Here is a 13,544-nt window from a genome sequence, read left to right as displayed (position 1 = left end):
TGTAGTTTTTTCCCGAAAGGCTGCGGGGAGGGGCGAATGGTCATCGGCGACCGCTATGAGCTCGACGACCTCCCGCTCGGGCAGGGCGGCATGGGCGCGGTCTACTCCGGGCACGACCGCCACCTCGACCGCAGGGTCGCCGTGAAGCTCCTGCACATGCGCGGATTCAGCGCCGACGACGAGGAACTGGAGCGGCGCTTCATCCGCGAGGCCCGCATCCTCGCCCGCCTGGAACACCCCGGCGCCCCCGTCCTGTACGACTTCGGCACGCACGAACAACGGCTGTTCCAGGTCATGCAGTTCATCGAAGGCGTCACCGTGGCCGACGTCGTCAGCGAGCACGGGCCGTTGCCGGTGCCATGGGCCTGCGCCATCGCCGCCCAGGCCGCCGCCGTCCTGTCCGCCGCCCACGCGCTGACGATCTGCCACCGCGACCTCAAACCCACCAACCTCATGCTCTGCCCGGACGGCAGCGTCAAGGTCCTCGACTTCGGGCTCGCCATGCTCCGCGAAACCGACCTCGGCCAGTTCACCCGCATCGGCCAGATCCTCGGCACGCCCGCGTACATGGCGCCAGAACAGATCCAGCGCGGCCTCGCCGACCCCCGCAGCGACCTGTACTCATTGGGTTGCGTCCTGCACGAGATGCTGACCGGCCGTCAGCTGTTCACCGGCCCCACCGACTACGTGGTCTTCGAACAGCAGGTGAAGGAGTCGCCACCGGCGATCCCCGGCCTGCCTCCCGAACTGGCCGCGATCCTGGCCGCCCTGCTGGAGAAGAAGCCGGAATCCCGCCCCGCCGACGCCGCCACCCTGTACCGCCGCCTCGACCCCCTGGCCCAGGGCCTGCCGATGCTCCCCGGCTTCCTCGCCCCCGACCCCAGCCCAGGCCGCATGTACGCCCGAATCGTGGGCCGAGCCCTAACCCCCTAACCCACCCCACCTCCCCGCCGCTCTGCGGGTTCCGGGGTGTTCCTGTGCCTGCCCGGTCTCCCTGGGCTTCGGGAGGCCGATGAGTTTTTGTCAGTCCCGGGGTCAATAGTGGTGCCCATCACACTCCCCGAGGAGACTCTCACCATGACCGAGCCCGTAGCCGGACAGGGTGCGCGCTGGCTGCGCGGACCGCTCCGCCCGTTCCAGCACGGCCAGTACCGGCTGCTGGCAGGCTCTCTCACCGCGTCCATGCTGGGCGAGGGCCTGTGGCTGATGGCCATGGTCTGGCAGGTGATCGCTCTCGACGGCAAGGCGGGCGAGCTCTCCATCGTCTCCACCGGCGCAGCGGCCGGCATGGTGGCCACGGTGCTGCTCGGCGGTGTGATCGCCGACCGGGTCCCGCAGCGCCGCGTACTCCTGACCACCGAGCTCGTCCTCGCCGCCTCCGCCATGGTGATCGCCGCCCTGGCATTGACCGGCGTGATCGAGATCTGGCACCTGGCCGTGGTCGCCTTCGTACGCGGCATAGGCAGCGGCTTCTACTACCCTGCCTACTCGGCGATGCTCCCCTCCATCGTCCCCGCCGACCACCTGCTGGCCGCCAACGGCGTGGAGGGCGTCCTGCGCCCGGTCGTCATGCAGGCCGCGGGCCCGGCGATCGCGAGTTTCCTGGTGGCCGCCCAGTCCCCGGCCACCGCCCTGGCCGTAGGCGCCGGCACGCAGGTCGTGGCCACGATCTTCCTGGTCCTCATGCGCCCCGTTCCGCTGCGCAGGGACCAGAGCGAAGGAGACGCCGGCCACCCCGTCAGATCCATGGCCAAGGATCTGCGCGACGGCTTCGTCTACATGCTGAAGACCCCGTGGCTCCTGGCCACCCTGCTGTTCGCCTCGCTGATGATCCTGGTGACGATGGGCCCGATGGAGGTGCTCATCCCGTTCGCGGTGAAGGACGGCGCGGGTGGCGGCCCGAAGGAACACGCCATCGTCATGGCCGCGTTCGGCATCAGCGGCGCGCTGGCCTCATTGGTGATGGCCAGCCGCAAACTCCCCAAGCGCTACCTGACCGCCATGAACCTCATGTGGGGCCTCGCCTGCCTCCCCTTCATCCTCATCGGCGTGGCCTCCAACATCTGGCTGATCGTGCTGGCCGCGTTCGTCCTGGGCGCCCTGTTCAGCGCGCCGATGGTCATCTGGGGTACGTTGCTCCAGCGCCGCGTACCCCCTGAGCTCCTGGGCCGGGTCTCCAGCCTCGACTTCTTCGTCTCCCTGGTCTTCATGCCCGTCTCCATGGCCCTGGCCGGCCCGGTGAGCGTGGCCATCGGGCTGACCCCGACGTTCATCATCGCGGGCATCCTGCCGCTACCGATCGCCATCATCGCCATCCTGCTGGCCCGCATGCCCGCCGACGAACTGGCCCACCCCCTGGACCACGAAACAACCCCAGAACCCAGCCCCCAACCCACCAACCCCTAACCCACCCGGCTCATCGGCCCGACCTTGCGCTCCAGCAGCCCTGCCCAGGGCTCGGGCTCGGGCAGGCGAGGGTTTGGGGTAGTGGTCGGTTCTTGGCGCGAGGCAGGTGGGCGAGGGCGGTTTGGGCGGGTGTTGCCTGGAAGGGTTGGGTGGGTTGTTATCTGGTTGGGCTTGGGTCGGGGGGTGTGTTGTCCAGGTAGGCGAGTACCGCTGCCACGCGCCGGTCCACGCGGTCGGTCTGGGCCAGGCCGAGTTTGGCGAAGATGTTGCGGATGTGCTTGTGTACCGCGCCTTCCGAGATCACCAGCTTCTCGGCGATCGCCATGTTGCCCAGGCCTTGGGCCATGTGGGAGAGGACTTCGCGTTCGCGGGCGGTGAGCTGGTCGAGGGGGTCGCGGCGGCGGGCGAAGAGCTGGGCGACCACGTCGGGGTCGATCGCGGTGCCGCCGTCGCCGACCCTGGTCAGCGCGTCCAGGAACTCCTCGACCTTGCCGACCCGCTCCTTGAGCAGGTACCCGATGCCGCGGGTGCCGACGGACAGCAGGTCGGTGGCGAACGCCTGCTCCACGTACGCGGACAGCACCAGAACGCCCAGTTCCGGATGCAGGCGCTTGGCCTCGACCGCCGCCTTGATGCCCTCGTCGGTGTGGGTGGGTGGCATGCGGACGTCCACGACGGCCACGTCCGGGCGGTGTTCCTCGACGGCGGCCAGGAAGCCTTCCGGCTCCGCCGCGGCGGCCGCCACCTCGATGCCTTCGCCGGTCAGCAGCAGGACCAGGCCCTCACGCAGCAGGGCGTCGTCCTCGGCGATCACGACTCGCACGGCAGTTCCACCTCGATCATGGTCGGTCCTCCGTCGGGGCTGGTCAGGGTCATCGTTCCGTCCTGTGCCTCGACTCGGCGGCGGATCCCGGCCAGACCGGGTTCCGGCCTCGTCGCGGGCGCCGCCTTTCCAGCGTCGTGTACCAGTATGCGCAGCGTAGGCCCCCACACCCCGGGCGGGTCGCCGCAGGGGCGCCGGACCGTGACCGCCGCCCAACCGGGTTACGCCGAGCCGTGACCGAGCCCCTAAGGTCGTGACCGCCGGCCAACCGGGCTGCGCCGACCCGACCAGGCCACGACCGAGCACGCCGAGCCCCCTAAGGTCGTGACCGCCGGCCAACCGGCCTGGGCCGCGCCGTGACCGAGCCCCTAAGGTCGTGCCCGCCGGCCAGCCGGGTTGCGCCGAGCCGACCGGGCCGTGGCCGGGCCCGCACGTCGTGACTGGGGTTGATCGAGGTTGGTCGGCGTCCTGGGCGCTGTGTGGTCAGGCTGGTGGGAGACCGGACAAAGCTTCTTACCGCCAGCACTACCGCGACGTGGGTAGCTCGCGGGATTCCCGCAGCTCAGGGCAGTTTCTAGGGTTCTTCTCATGAACGATCCCTACCGCATCAGCCCGAAGAGCACCCCCGCCAAGCGGAGCCCCGTGGGCAGAACCGTCACCCGTGTCGTCCTCTGGCTCGTCCTGACGGTGAGCGCGGTGGTGAACGTGATCGCCAACAACATCCTCACCGGAACCACAGCGATCGGCATCGTCGCCGGGGTCGTCGCCGTCGCGTGCATCGCCGGCCTCATCGTCAGCCACGTCTCGGGGCGCAGGGCATGAGCCACGTCGTCACCCTCACCTCGGTCACGAAGAAGTACGGCGAGCTCGTGGCGCTCGACAACGTGTCGCTCGGCTTTCCGCAGGGCCGGTTCGTGGCCGTGATGGGCCCGTCGGGCTCGGGCAAGAGCACGCTGATCCAGTGCGCCGCCGCCCTCGACCAGCCCACTTCGGGCTCGGTCACGATCGGCGGCGTCGACGTCGGTTCGCTGAACGAGACCAAGCGCACCGTCCTGCGCCGCGAGCACATCGGCTTCGTCTTCCAGTCCTACAACCTGCTGCCCGCGATCACCGTCGAGGAGAACCTGACGTTGTCGCTGCGGCTGGCGGGCAAGCGGCCCGATCGTGCCTGGATCGGCGAGCTGGTGGAGCGCGTGGGCCTGCAGGATCGGTTGCGCCACCGGCCGTCGGAGCTGTCCGGTGGGCAGCAGCAGCGGGCGGCGATCGTTCGCGCGCTGGCCGGGCGGCCCGACGTGGTCTTCGCCGACGAGCCCACGGGCGCGCTCGACCTGCGCAGCGCCGCCCAGGTGCTGGACCTGCTGCGCAGTCTGGTGGACGACCTCGGGCAGACCGTCGTCATGGTCACCCACGATCCGGCCGCGGCGGCTCGCGCGCACGACGCGCTGGTGATGGCGGACGGGAAGGTGGTCGACGTCCTGGCCGAGCCGTCGGCGGAGGACCTGGCCGCGCGGCTCACCCAGCTTGCCCGGGGCGGGCTCGCCGTACACGCTGTGGGGGGTTCGCTGTGATCAGGACCGCGCTCGCGATGTCGGGGCTCGGCGGGCTGGTCGTAGCCTTCTTCGCGGTGTTCGGCGGCATGGCGCTGGTCACCGGGACCGGTGTGATCATCGAGTCCGGGTTGCGCTCGAACATCTCCGGCCAGCGCCTCGTCCACGCCGACGTGCTCGTCTCCGCCCCGCAGAGCCTCGCCCAGGAGGGCGATCTGCCCGTCGCGCTGCCCGAGCGTGCCGTGCTGCCCGCCACGCTGGCCGGTGAACTGGCCCGCCTCGACGGCGTCGCCTCGGCCACGGGCGACGTGAGCTTCCCCGCCACACCCTTGGACAACCTGAAGCGCGACGCGACCCCTCCGGACACTAAGAAGGGCGCGGCGACGCCGCAGAGCGCAGTGAAGGGCGACGCCACACCGCCCCAAGACGCGAAGGGCGACGCCACACCATCCCAAGACGCGAAGGGTGGCGCCGCATCGTCCCCTGACGTGATGGGTGGCGGCGCACCGGCGGGCGTGGAAACTGGGGCGGGCACCGGGCATGGCTGGGCTTCTGCGGCTCTGGCCGGGGGGAAGCTGGTGAGTGGCCGTGCGCCGCGGGCCGGCGACGAGATCGTGGTGCCCAAGGCGCTGGCCGTACGGCAGGGCGCGAGCATCGAGGTCGTCGCGGGCGGCAGGCGGGGCGAGTACCGGGTCACCGGTGTGGTCGACGGGCCCGATCTGTATTTCGCCGACCGTACCGCCGCCGAGCTGGCCGGGCGGACGAGTGGTCCCCGCGCGGGCACCGTCGACCTGATCGCGCTGCGCGCCGCACCGGGCACCGATCCCGCGAAGCTGGCCGAGGCCGTACACCGCAAGGTCGGCGAACGCTACGAGGTCCGCACAGGACCGGACAAGGGCGACGCCGAGTCCCCCGGTACGGCCGCCGCCCGCGGCATGCTCATAGCCCTGCCCAGCTCGATCAGCGGCATCAGCATGCTCATCGTCGGCTTCGTCGTGGGCGGCGGCATCTCGTTGTCGATCACCCGCCAGCGGCGCGACCTGGCGCTGCTGCGCGCGGCCGGCGCGACCCCGCGCCAGGTGCGCAAGCTGGTCGCCATCCAGGGCATGACCGCGGCGGTAGCGGCCCTGCTGCCGGGCGCCGCCGCCGGCTACTTCCTGGCCGCCCACTTCGGCGACCTGTTGATCCGCCTGGGCATGCTGCCCCCGGAGCTCCCGCTGACCTACAGCCCGATCCCGGCCGCAGCCGCGGCGCTGGTCCTGCTCGGCGTGGTACGGGTGTCGGCATGGGCGGTATCGAGCTCGGCGTCCAAGATGCCCGCGGTCTCCGCGGTGCGGGACGCGCAGAGCGAGCCGCGCCGGCCGTCGGCCGTACGCTTCAACAGCGGCCTGCTGATCATTCTGGCCGCCATGGGCCTGTCGACGATGCCGTTGTTCCTGCGCGGCGAGGTCGCGGTCCTCGGCCCCAGCCTGGGCGGCCTGCTGTCGGTGATCGGCCTGGCGCTGGCGGGTCCGAAGCTGGTGCAGAAGGCTTCCGGCCTGCTGGTCCGGATGCTGCCCGCCCGCGTGTCCCCGCCGCTCTGGCTCGCGGTGTCCAACACCCACGGCTACGCCCTCAGGACGGCCGGCGCGGTCGCCGCGCTCGGCATGGTCATCACGCTGGGCACCAGCAACGCGCTGACCCACACCACCGTCATGCAGGCGACGGCCGACGAGACCACCCGTACGCTCAGGGCCGACGCCGTCATCTCCGCGCCCGCCTATGGCGGCATCCCGCGCGACCTGCTCGGCGAGGTGCGGGCCGTGCCCGGCGTGACCTCGGCCGTCACCGCCTCGACCACGACCGTCATCGGACGTGGCCTCGCCCTGGGCGACGGCGCCGAGTCGGCGATGGCGCGTTCCGCGATGGTCCTCGGCCCGGAGGCCCGCGGCCTGGTCGACCTGGGCGTCACCAAGGGCAGCCTGGCCGATCTCAAGGGTCCGTCGATCGCGATCGACGAGCGCTCCGGCGCGGTGGGCGAGCATCGCGACCTCGTGCTGGGCGACGGCGCCAAGGTCAGAGCCCGCGTCGTGGCCACCTACAGCCGGGCTCTCGGACTCGGCCCGATCGTGCTCGCGCGCGACCTGGTCGCCGGGCACACCAGCACGGATCTCGACTCGGCCGTCTTCGTGCGCACGGCCGACCCGTCGGCGTTGAACACGCTGGGCGAGCGCTGGCCCGCGCTCAGCGTCGCCTCCGCCGCCACGTCGCCGCAGGCGGGCGAGACCTCCGCGCAGTTGTGGATCAACATCGCGGTGCTGGCCGTTCTGCTCGGGTACGTGCTGGTCTCGGTCGCCAACCGGCTGGTCGCCACCACGGCCGCCCGGGGTACGGAGCTGACCGCGATCAGGCGGCTCGGCGCGACACCCGGCCAGATCCGCTCGATGATCCGCTGGGAGGCGCTGCTGATCGCGCTCACGGCGTCGGTGGCCGGCCTGCTGATGAGCGCGGTGCCGCTGATGTTCCTGAGCATCGGCTTCCTCGGCCGCCCGTGGCCGGCCGGCCCGCTCTGGCTGGCGCCCGCGGCGGTGGCCGTGGTGTGCGCGGTGGTCGGGCTGGCGTACGACCTGCCCGCCCGCCGGCTGGTACGGCGCAGCGAGCGGGTGGCGTGAAAGCGCTCCCAAAAGCCCCCGGCGACCGGCGCGACCTGGGAAAACGGCCGGAGAACCGGAAGAGAGCGTTCTCTCATGTCGCTCGGATCGTTATCTAACCTCCGTTGACGAGCTGCGGTGAAGGGCGGGATAACTCTGAGAGAGCGCTCTCTCATCGTTCCCAGGAAAGCCTTGGAGGGTTTCCATGACCCCTCGTCTGCGACTGCTCGCCGTACCTCTGATGCTCGCACTCGCCGTCACCGCCTGCGGAGGCGGCGGCGGCGAGACCGCCGGCACGGCCTCCTCCGCGAAGCCCGCCGAGAAGGTCAAGCTCACCGTCGGCCTCTTCGGCGACTTCGGCTTCAAGCCGCTCTATGAGGAGTACAAGAAGACGCACCCCAACGTCGAGATCGTCGAGCAGGTCACGCAGTTCAACGACCACCACAACAACCTGGTCAAGCGGCTGGCGACCAACGCGGGGGCGGCCGACATCGAGGCGGTCGAGGTGGGCTACATCAGCACGTTCACCGCGCTGACCGGCAAGTTCCACGACCTCAAGCAGTTCGGGCTGGACAAGCGGCAGGCCGACTACCTCGACTGGAAGTGGCAGCAGGGCATCAGCAAGGACGGCCAGCAGGTGCTGGGCCTCGGCACCGACGTCGGCGGGCTGGCCATGTGCTACCGCAAGGACCTGTTCAAGAAGGCGGGGCTGGCCACCGAGCGCGCCGAGGTCGCCGGGCTCTGGCCCACCTGGGAGTCCTACATCGAGACCGGCAAGAAGTTCGCGGCCGCGAACGTGGCGGGGGCCAAGTTCGTGGACTCGCCCGGTGAGATCTTCCGCGCGATGGTCAACCAGGCGCCCGTCGGGTTGTACGACGCGTCAGACAAGATCATCGTGGACTCCAACCCCGACGTGAAGAAGGCCTGGGACCTGTCCAACCAGATCTCCCAGAACAACCTGTCGGCCAAGCTGGCGGCCTTCTCCCCGCCGTGGAACACCGGCTTCGCCAAGGGCTCGTTCGCCACGATCATCTGCCCGGCCTGGATGACCGGCTACATCCAGGAACAGGCCACGAACGCCTCCGGCAAGTGGGACATCGCGGCCGTGCCCGGCGGCTCCGGCAACAGCGGCGGTTCCCACCTGATGCTTCCCAAGCAGGGCAAGCACGCCAAGGAGGCGGCCGAGCTGATCGACTTCCTCACCTCCAAGGAGAACCAGGCGCGGGTCTTCAAGGAGGAGGGCACCTTCCCCTCGATCCCGGCGCTCTACGACGACCCGTCGATCCAGACGTTCACCAAGCCGTTCTTCGGCGACGCCCCGATCGGCAAGATCTACTCCGACGCCGCCAAGGCGCTCAAGCCCCAGCACCTCGGCCCGAAGGAGGCCGACGTACGCACCGCGATCGGCAACGGCCTCGGCCGGGTCGAGCAGGGCAAGCAGTCGCCCGACGAGGCATGGGCGCAGGTCCTCCAGGACGTCGCGAAGATCAAATGAGCGCCATCTCGCTGAGGGCGCTCTCCAGGAGGCGCAGACGGCACGTCGTTGACATGAAGGTGTCGCCGTATGCGTACGTCGCCCCCTTCTTCCTGCTGTTCTGCGCCTTCGGGCTGTTCCCGCTCCTGTACACCGCGTGGGTGTCCCTGCACGAGTGGACGCTGCTGTCCGACGTGCACACGTTCGTCGGGCTCGGGAACTTCGGCACGCTGCTCGGTGACGCCTACTTCTGGAACGCCACCTTCAACACGCTGTCCATCGGGATCATCTCGACCGTGCCGCAGCTGCTGCTGGCCATCTGGCTGGCGCACCTGCTCAACCGGCCGCTGCGGATGCAGACGTTCTTCCGCATCAGCCTGCTGCTGCCGAACGTGACCAGCGTGGTCGCGGTCGTGGTGATCTTCAGCCAGCTGTTCGGACGGGACTTCGGGCTGATCAACTGGGTGCTCGGCTGGTTCGGGGTGGGCACCATCGACTGGGCCGCGGGCACCGCCACGTCCCACATCGCCATCTCCGTCATGATCATGTGGCGGTGGACCGGGTACAACGCGCTGATCTTCCTCGCGGCGATGCAGGCCGTACCCAGGGAGCTCTACGAGGCGGCCACCATCGACGGCGCGTCGAACCTCACGCAGCTGCGCAGGATCACGGTGCCGATGATCCGGCCCACGATCGTCTTCGTGGTCATCGTCTCCACCATCGGGGCGATGCAGATCCTGGCCGAGCCGCTGCTGTTCGGGGGCTCCAGCGTGACGGGCGGTCCCGACCGGCAGTTCCAGACGCTCTCGCTGTTCGTGTACGAGCACGGCTTCACCAAGTTCGACTTCGGGTACGCCTCGGCGGCCTCCTGGATCATGTTCCTCTTCGTGGTCCTGGCGGCCGGGGTCAACTACCTGCTCACGCGCCGGATGAAGGGCGGTCTGTGATGCGGCTCCGCTACCTGACGCTGATCGCCGTCGCCTTCTTCTCCGCCTTCCCGCTGTACTACAGCGTCGTCGTGGCCTCGCGGCACAACTCCGCGCTGGCCGAGGTGCCACCGCCCCTGCTGCCCGGCGGCAACTTCTTCGCCAACGTCTCGCGCGTCTTCGACACCGTGCCGTTCGCGCTGGCGCTGGCCAACTCGGTGCTGGTGGCGGGGGCGATCTCGGTGGCGGTGATGTTCCTGTCGACGCTGGCCGGCTTCGCCTTCGCCAAGCTGCGCTTCCGCGGCAGGAACGCGATGTTGCTGATCACGGTCGGCACCATGATGGTCCCGGCCCAGCTCGGGATCATCCCGCTCTACATGCTCATGGTGAAGGTCGAGTGGACCGGCACGATGTACGCGCTGATCGTGCCCGCCCTGGTCAACGCCTTCGGGGTGTTCTTCATGACGCAGTTCCTGGAGCGCGCGCTGCCCAACGAACTGCTGGAGGCGGGGCGGGTCGACGGCGCCACCACGTGGGGGCTGTTCTGGCACGTGGTGCTGCCCGTGGCCAGGCCCGCGATGGCGGTGCTCGGGATGCTGACGTTCATGTCGGCCTGGAACGACTACTTCTGGCCGCTGGTCGTGCTGACCCCCGACAACCCCACGGTTCAGGTCGCGCTCTCGACGCTGGCCAGCGGCTACGTCAACGACTACGTGCTCGGCCTGGCGGGGACGGCGATCGGCACGCTGCCGCTCGTCCTGGTCTTCGCCGTGTTCGGCAAGCAGATCATCGGTGGAATCATGCAAGGAGCTGTTAAGGGATGATTTTCCCGGAAAACTTCGTCTGGGGCGCCGCCACGGCCTCTTACCAGATCGAGGGGGCGGCCAAGGAAGACGGGCGCGGCCAGTCGATCTGGGACACCTTCTCGAGAACGGCCGGCAAGGTCGTCGGCGGCGACACCGGCGACGTCGCGTGCGACCACTACCATCGCTACGCCGACGACGTGAAGCTGATGCGCGAGCTCAACCTGGCCGCCTACCGCTTCTCCATCGCCTGGCCCCGCGTCCAGCCGACCGGCTCGGGCGCGATCAACCCGGCAGGCCTCGACTTTTACGACAGACTCCTAGATGAGCTACTTAAGGCCGAAATTTCGCCTTACGTGACTCTTTATCACTGGGATCTCCCCCAACCCCTCGAAGACCAGGGCGGCTGGGCCACCCGGGACACCGCCTACCGCTTCGCCGAGTACGCGGCAGCCGTACACGCGAGGCTGGGCGACCGCGTCGAGCATTGGGCCACGCTCAACGAGCCCTGGGTCTCGGCGTTCCTCGGCTACGGCAACGGCGTGCACGCCCCCGGCCGCACCGACCCCGCGGCCGCCATGCGCGCCGCCCACCATCTGCTGCTCGGCCACGGCCTGGCCGCCAGGCAACTGCGCGCCGCCGGGGCCCGCAGCCTCATGCTGGTGGTCAACGCCGCCCCCGTCCTGACCGCAGCTCAGGTGAACGATCCGCCGGCGGAGCCGTCCAAGGCGGACGCGGCAGCCGTACGCAGGATCGACGCGCTGCTCAACCGCCAGTTCCTCGACCCCGCGCTGCGCGGCGTCTACCCCGCTGAGGTGCTCGCGGCCGCCGAGCGCAACGGCGGCACCGCGCACATCCTCGACGGCGACCTGACCCTCATCAACGCCCCGGTGGACCTCATCGGCGTCAACTACTACAACCCCTGCATCGTGGAGTCCGCCCCGGGCACTCCCGCCGACCCGGCCTGGCCCGGCTCGGACGACGTGGCCTTCACCTCCGTGGACGCTCCCAGGACCGCGATGGGCTGGCCCGTCGTCCCGACCGGCCTGTCCAGGCTTCTGGTACGGCTGTCGCGCGACTACCCCCAGGTGGGCCTCATGGTCACGGAGAACGGCGCCGCCTACGAGGACGTCGTGGAGTCGGGCCGGGTCCACGACGCCGACCGCCTCGCCTACCTCGACAGCCACCTCCGAGCCGCCCACGACGCCGTGCGACAGGGCGCCGACCTGCGCGGATACCTGGTGTGGTCGTTGCTGGACAACTTCGAGTGGGCCGAGGGCTACCGCCGCCGCTTCGGCATCGTCCACGTCGACTACGACACCCAGGCACGTACCCCCAAGGACAGCGCCCTGTGGTACCGCGACGTCATAGCCAGGAACGGACTGTAGATTCCTAGCGTGATGAAACGTCCGACGTTGGAGGCGGTCGCGGCGCGGGCCGGGGTTTCGCGGGCGACCGCCTCGCGGGTCGTCAACGGTCAGACGACCGTGGCGCCGGGGATCCGCGATGCGGTGCTGCGGGCGATCGACGAGCTCGGGTACGTGCCCAACAGCGCGGCCCGCAGCCTCGTCACCCAGCGTACCGACTCGATCGCGCTGGTCGTCTCGGAGCCGCCGACGCGGGTCTTCTCCGAGGATCCGCTGTTCTCCACGGTGATCAGGACGGCCAGCGTCGAGCTGGAGTCGGCTGACAAGCAGGTCGTGCTGATGCTGGCCTCCTCGGCCAAGAGCCACGCGCGGGTGGAGCGCTACATCGCGGGCGGGCACGTCGACGGGGTCATGCTCATCTCCATGCACGGCGCCGACCCCCTGCCCGCCGCCGTCTCGCGGCTGCGCGTGCCGGTCGTCTCGTACGGCAGGCCGGCCGTACCGGTGGACATTCCGTTCGTCGACAACGACAACGTGGGCGGCGCGGAGTCGGCGGTGCGCTACCTGCTGGAGACGGGCAGGCGCCGCATCGCGACCATCGCCGGCCCCCTGGACATGATCGCCGGGCAGGACCGCCTGACCGGCTACCGCAACGTGCTGCGCGACTCCGACCGCCGTTCGATCGTGGCGGTGGGCGACTTCACCCGCGAGTCGGGCGCGACGGCGATGCGGCAGCTCCTGCACGACGATCCGGCGCTGGACGCGGTGTTCGTGGCCAGCGACCTGATGGCGGTCGGCGCGCTGCAGTCGTTGCGGCAGGCGGGCCGGCGGGTGCCCGATGACGTGGCGGTGGTGGGGTTCGACGACATCGAGGCGGCCAAGTACACCGAGCCGCCGCTGACCACGGTGAAGCATCCGGTCTTCGACCAGGCGGCGGCGATGGTCCGGCTGCTGCTGGCGCTGTTCGAGAACGGCCCGGCCGACCCGGTCATCCTGCCGACCGAGCTGATCATCCGCGAGTCGGCCTAGCGCTCAGACGCGGAAGACGCGCAGTTGCAGCGCGAGCGTGCGGTAGTAGCCGACCAGCGTGGTCAGCTCGAACACCACCGGCCCGGCCAGCAGCGTGTACTCCTCCTCGTCCAGGTCGCCCCGGGTGACCAGGGCGCGGGCGATCCGGTGGACGGCCAGTTCCTCCTCGTCGTCGAGTGACGGCTCCTCACCGGCGCGCAGCGATGCCAGTTGCCCTTCGGTGAAGCCGAGGTCGCGGGCCAGGTTCTCGTGCGCCCGGCGTTCGAAGGCGCTGTCGCAGTGGTTGGCGACGACCAGCGTGGCCAGCTCGCGGCAGCGGCCGGTGAGGCGGGAGCCGTAGCGGATGGCGGCGCCGAGCTCCTGCAGAGCGTCGCCGACCTGCGGGCTGAGCAGCATGGCGTTGAACGGGCCGATGAGGGCGCCGTCCGCACCGGTCACGGAGGCTCCGCGCGGTCCAGAGGTGATCTTGTCGTAGACCGCGCGGGCGTCCGGGTCCAGCCGGTCGGGGCGCGAAGGGGTCAGTCTGGTCACGCGTCCCG

General features: G+C 70.1%; 12 protein-coding genes. 10 read left to right on the top strand and 2 right to left on the bottom strand.

Annotation, left to right across the window (positions count from 1 at the left end):
* Window positions 1-36 precede the first annotated feature (36 nt).
* Window positions 37-933 carry a serine/threonine-protein kinase gene (locus ACIBKY_RS06225; RefSeq protein WP_397094834.1) on the top strand — a complete coding sequence of 299 codons (897 nt, stop codon included), beginning with the start codon at window positions 37-39 and terminating at the stop codon, window positions 931-933.
* A gap of 144 nt (window positions 934-1,077) precedes the next feature.
* On the top strand, window positions 1,078-2,406 hold the full coding sequence (locus ACIBKY_RS06220) for an MFS transporter (protein ID WP_397094833.1): 1,329 nt from the start codon (window positions 1,078-1,080) through the stop codon (window positions 2,404-2,406).
* Window positions 2,407-2,563: 157 nt separating this feature from the next.
* On the opposite strand, the gene ACIBKY_RS06215 is transcribed toward ACIBKY_RS06220, so the two are convergent.
* Window positions 2,564-3,229: a LuxR C-terminal-related transcriptional regulator gene (locus tag ACIBKY_RS06215; RefSeq protein WP_397094831.1), complete on the bottom strand. Its 666-nt coding sequence runs from the start codon at window positions 3,227-3,229 to the stop codon at window positions 2,564-2,566.
* A 588-nt stretch (window positions 3,230-3,817) separates the two neighbouring features.
* On the opposite strand from ACIBKY_RS06215, the gene ACIBKY_RS06210 reads away from it, so the two are divergent.
* The 8 genes from ACIBKY_RS06210 to ACIBKY_RS06175 all read left to right on the top strand — a co-directional run bounded on the left by ACIBKY_RS06210 (window position 3,818) and on the right by ACIBKY_RS06175 (window position 13,005).
* Window positions 3,818-4,051 (top strand): hypothetical protein, encoded by a 234-nt coding sequence (locus ACIBKY_RS06210; RefSeq protein WP_397094829.1) that lies wholly within the window; start codon window positions 3,818-3,820, stop codon window positions 4,049-4,051.
* Window positions 4,048-4,797, top strand: a complete 750-nt coding sequence (locus ACIBKY_RS06205; RefSeq protein WP_397094828.1) for an ABC transporter ATP-binding protein — start codon at window positions 4,048-4,050, stop codon at window positions 4,795-4,797. The genes ACIBKY_RS06210 and ACIBKY_RS06205 overlap by 4 nt, the downstream gene beginning before the upstream one ends.
* Entirely contained in the window at window positions 4,794-7,427 is a 2,634-nt protein-coding gene (locus ACIBKY_RS06200) for an FtsX-like permease family protein (protein ID WP_397094826.1), read from the top strand. Before ACIBKY_RS06205 ends, ACIBKY_RS06200 begins: the two co-directional genes overlap by 4 nt.
* A 184-nt stretch (window positions 7,428-7,611) precedes the next feature.
* Window positions 7,612-8,901 (top strand): extracellular solute-binding protein, encoded by a 1,290-nt coding sequence (locus ACIBKY_RS06195; protein WP_397094825.1) that lies wholly within the window; start codon window positions 7,612-7,614, stop codon window positions 8,899-8,901.
* Window positions 8,898-9,827, top strand: a complete 930-nt coding sequence (locus tag ACIBKY_RS06190) for a carbohydrate ABC transporter permease (protein WP_397094823.1) — start codon at window positions 8,898-8,900, stop codon at window positions 9,825-9,827. Before ACIBKY_RS06195 ends, ACIBKY_RS06190 begins: the two co-directional genes overlap by 4 nt.
* A complete protein-coding gene (locus ACIBKY_RS06185; RefSeq protein ID WP_379609006.1) occupies window positions 9,827-10,630 on the top strand; it encodes a carbohydrate ABC transporter permease in 804 nt (267 codons plus the stop codon). The genes ACIBKY_RS06190 and ACIBKY_RS06185 overlap by 1 nt, the downstream gene beginning before the upstream one ends.
* Window positions 10,627-11,997: a GH1 family beta-glucosidase gene (locus tag ACIBKY_RS06180; protein ID WP_397094821.1), complete on the top strand. Its 1,371-nt coding sequence runs from the start codon at window positions 10,627-10,629 to the stop codon at window positions 11,995-11,997. Before ACIBKY_RS06185 ends, ACIBKY_RS06180 begins: the two co-directional genes overlap by 4 nt.
* Before the next feature lie 12 nt (window positions 11,998-12,009).
* Window positions 12,010-13,005, top strand: a complete 996-nt coding sequence (locus ACIBKY_RS06175) for a LacI family DNA-binding transcriptional regulator (RefSeq protein WP_397095458.1) — start codon at window positions 12,010-12,012, stop codon at window positions 13,003-13,005.
* A 3-nt stretch (window positions 13,006-13,008) separates the two neighbouring features.
* Here the strand turns inward: ACIBKY_RS06175 and ACIBKY_RS06170 are convergent, their stop codons facing one another.
* The gene (locus ACIBKY_RS06170; protein ID WP_397094820.1) at window positions 13,009-13,536 is read right to left on the bottom strand and encodes a carboxymuconolactone decarboxylase family protein; all 528 of its coding nucleotides are present in this window, start codon (window positions 13,534-13,536) and stop codon (window positions 13,009-13,011) included.
* Window positions 13,537-13,544: the final 8 nt, after the last annotated feature.

The sequence above is a fragment of the Nonomuraea sp. NPDC050394 genome (assembly GCF_044459065.1).
Lineage (GTDB): Bacteria > Actinomycetota > Actinomycetes > Streptosporangiales > Streptosporangiaceae > Nonomuraea.
This window is presented reverse-complemented; position numbering and strand designations above follow the sequence as displayed.

Coding starts and splice junctions, on each gene's coding strand:
- ACIBKY_RS06225 (WP_397094834.1), top strand. CDS start 37: ATGGTCATCGGCGACCGCTATGAGCTCGACGACCTCCCGCTCGGGCAG.
- ACIBKY_RS06220 (WP_397094833.1), top strand. CDS start 1,078: ATGACCGAGCCCGTAGCCGGACAGGGTGCGCGCTGGCTGCGCGGACCG.
- ACIBKY_RS06210 (WP_397094829.1), top strand. CDS start 3,818: ATGAACGATCCCTACCGCATCAGCCCGAAGAGCACCCCCGCCAAGCGG.
- ACIBKY_RS06205 (WP_397094828.1), top strand. CDS start 4,048: ATGAGCCACGTCGTCACCCTCACCTCGGTCACGAAGAAGTACGGCGAG.
- ACIBKY_RS06195 (WP_397094825.1), top strand. CDS start 7,612: ATGACCCCTCGTCTGCGACTGCTCGCCGTACCTCTGATGCTCGCACTC.
- ACIBKY_RS06190 (WP_397094823.1), top strand. CDS start 8,898: ATGAGCGCCATCTCGCTGAGGGCGCTCTCCAGGAGGCGCAGACGGCAC.
- ACIBKY_RS06185 (WP_379609006.1), top strand. CDS start 9,827: ATGCGGCTCCGCTACCTGACGCTGATCGCCGTCGCCTTCTTCTCCGCC.
- ACIBKY_RS06180 (WP_397094821.1), top strand. CDS start 10,627: ATGATTTTCCCGGAAAACTTCGTCTGGGGCGCCGCCACGGCCTCTTAC.
- ACIBKY_RS06175 (WP_397095458.1), top strand. CDS start 12,010: ATGAAACGTCCGACGTTGGAGGCGGTCGCGGCGCGGGCCGGGGTTTCG.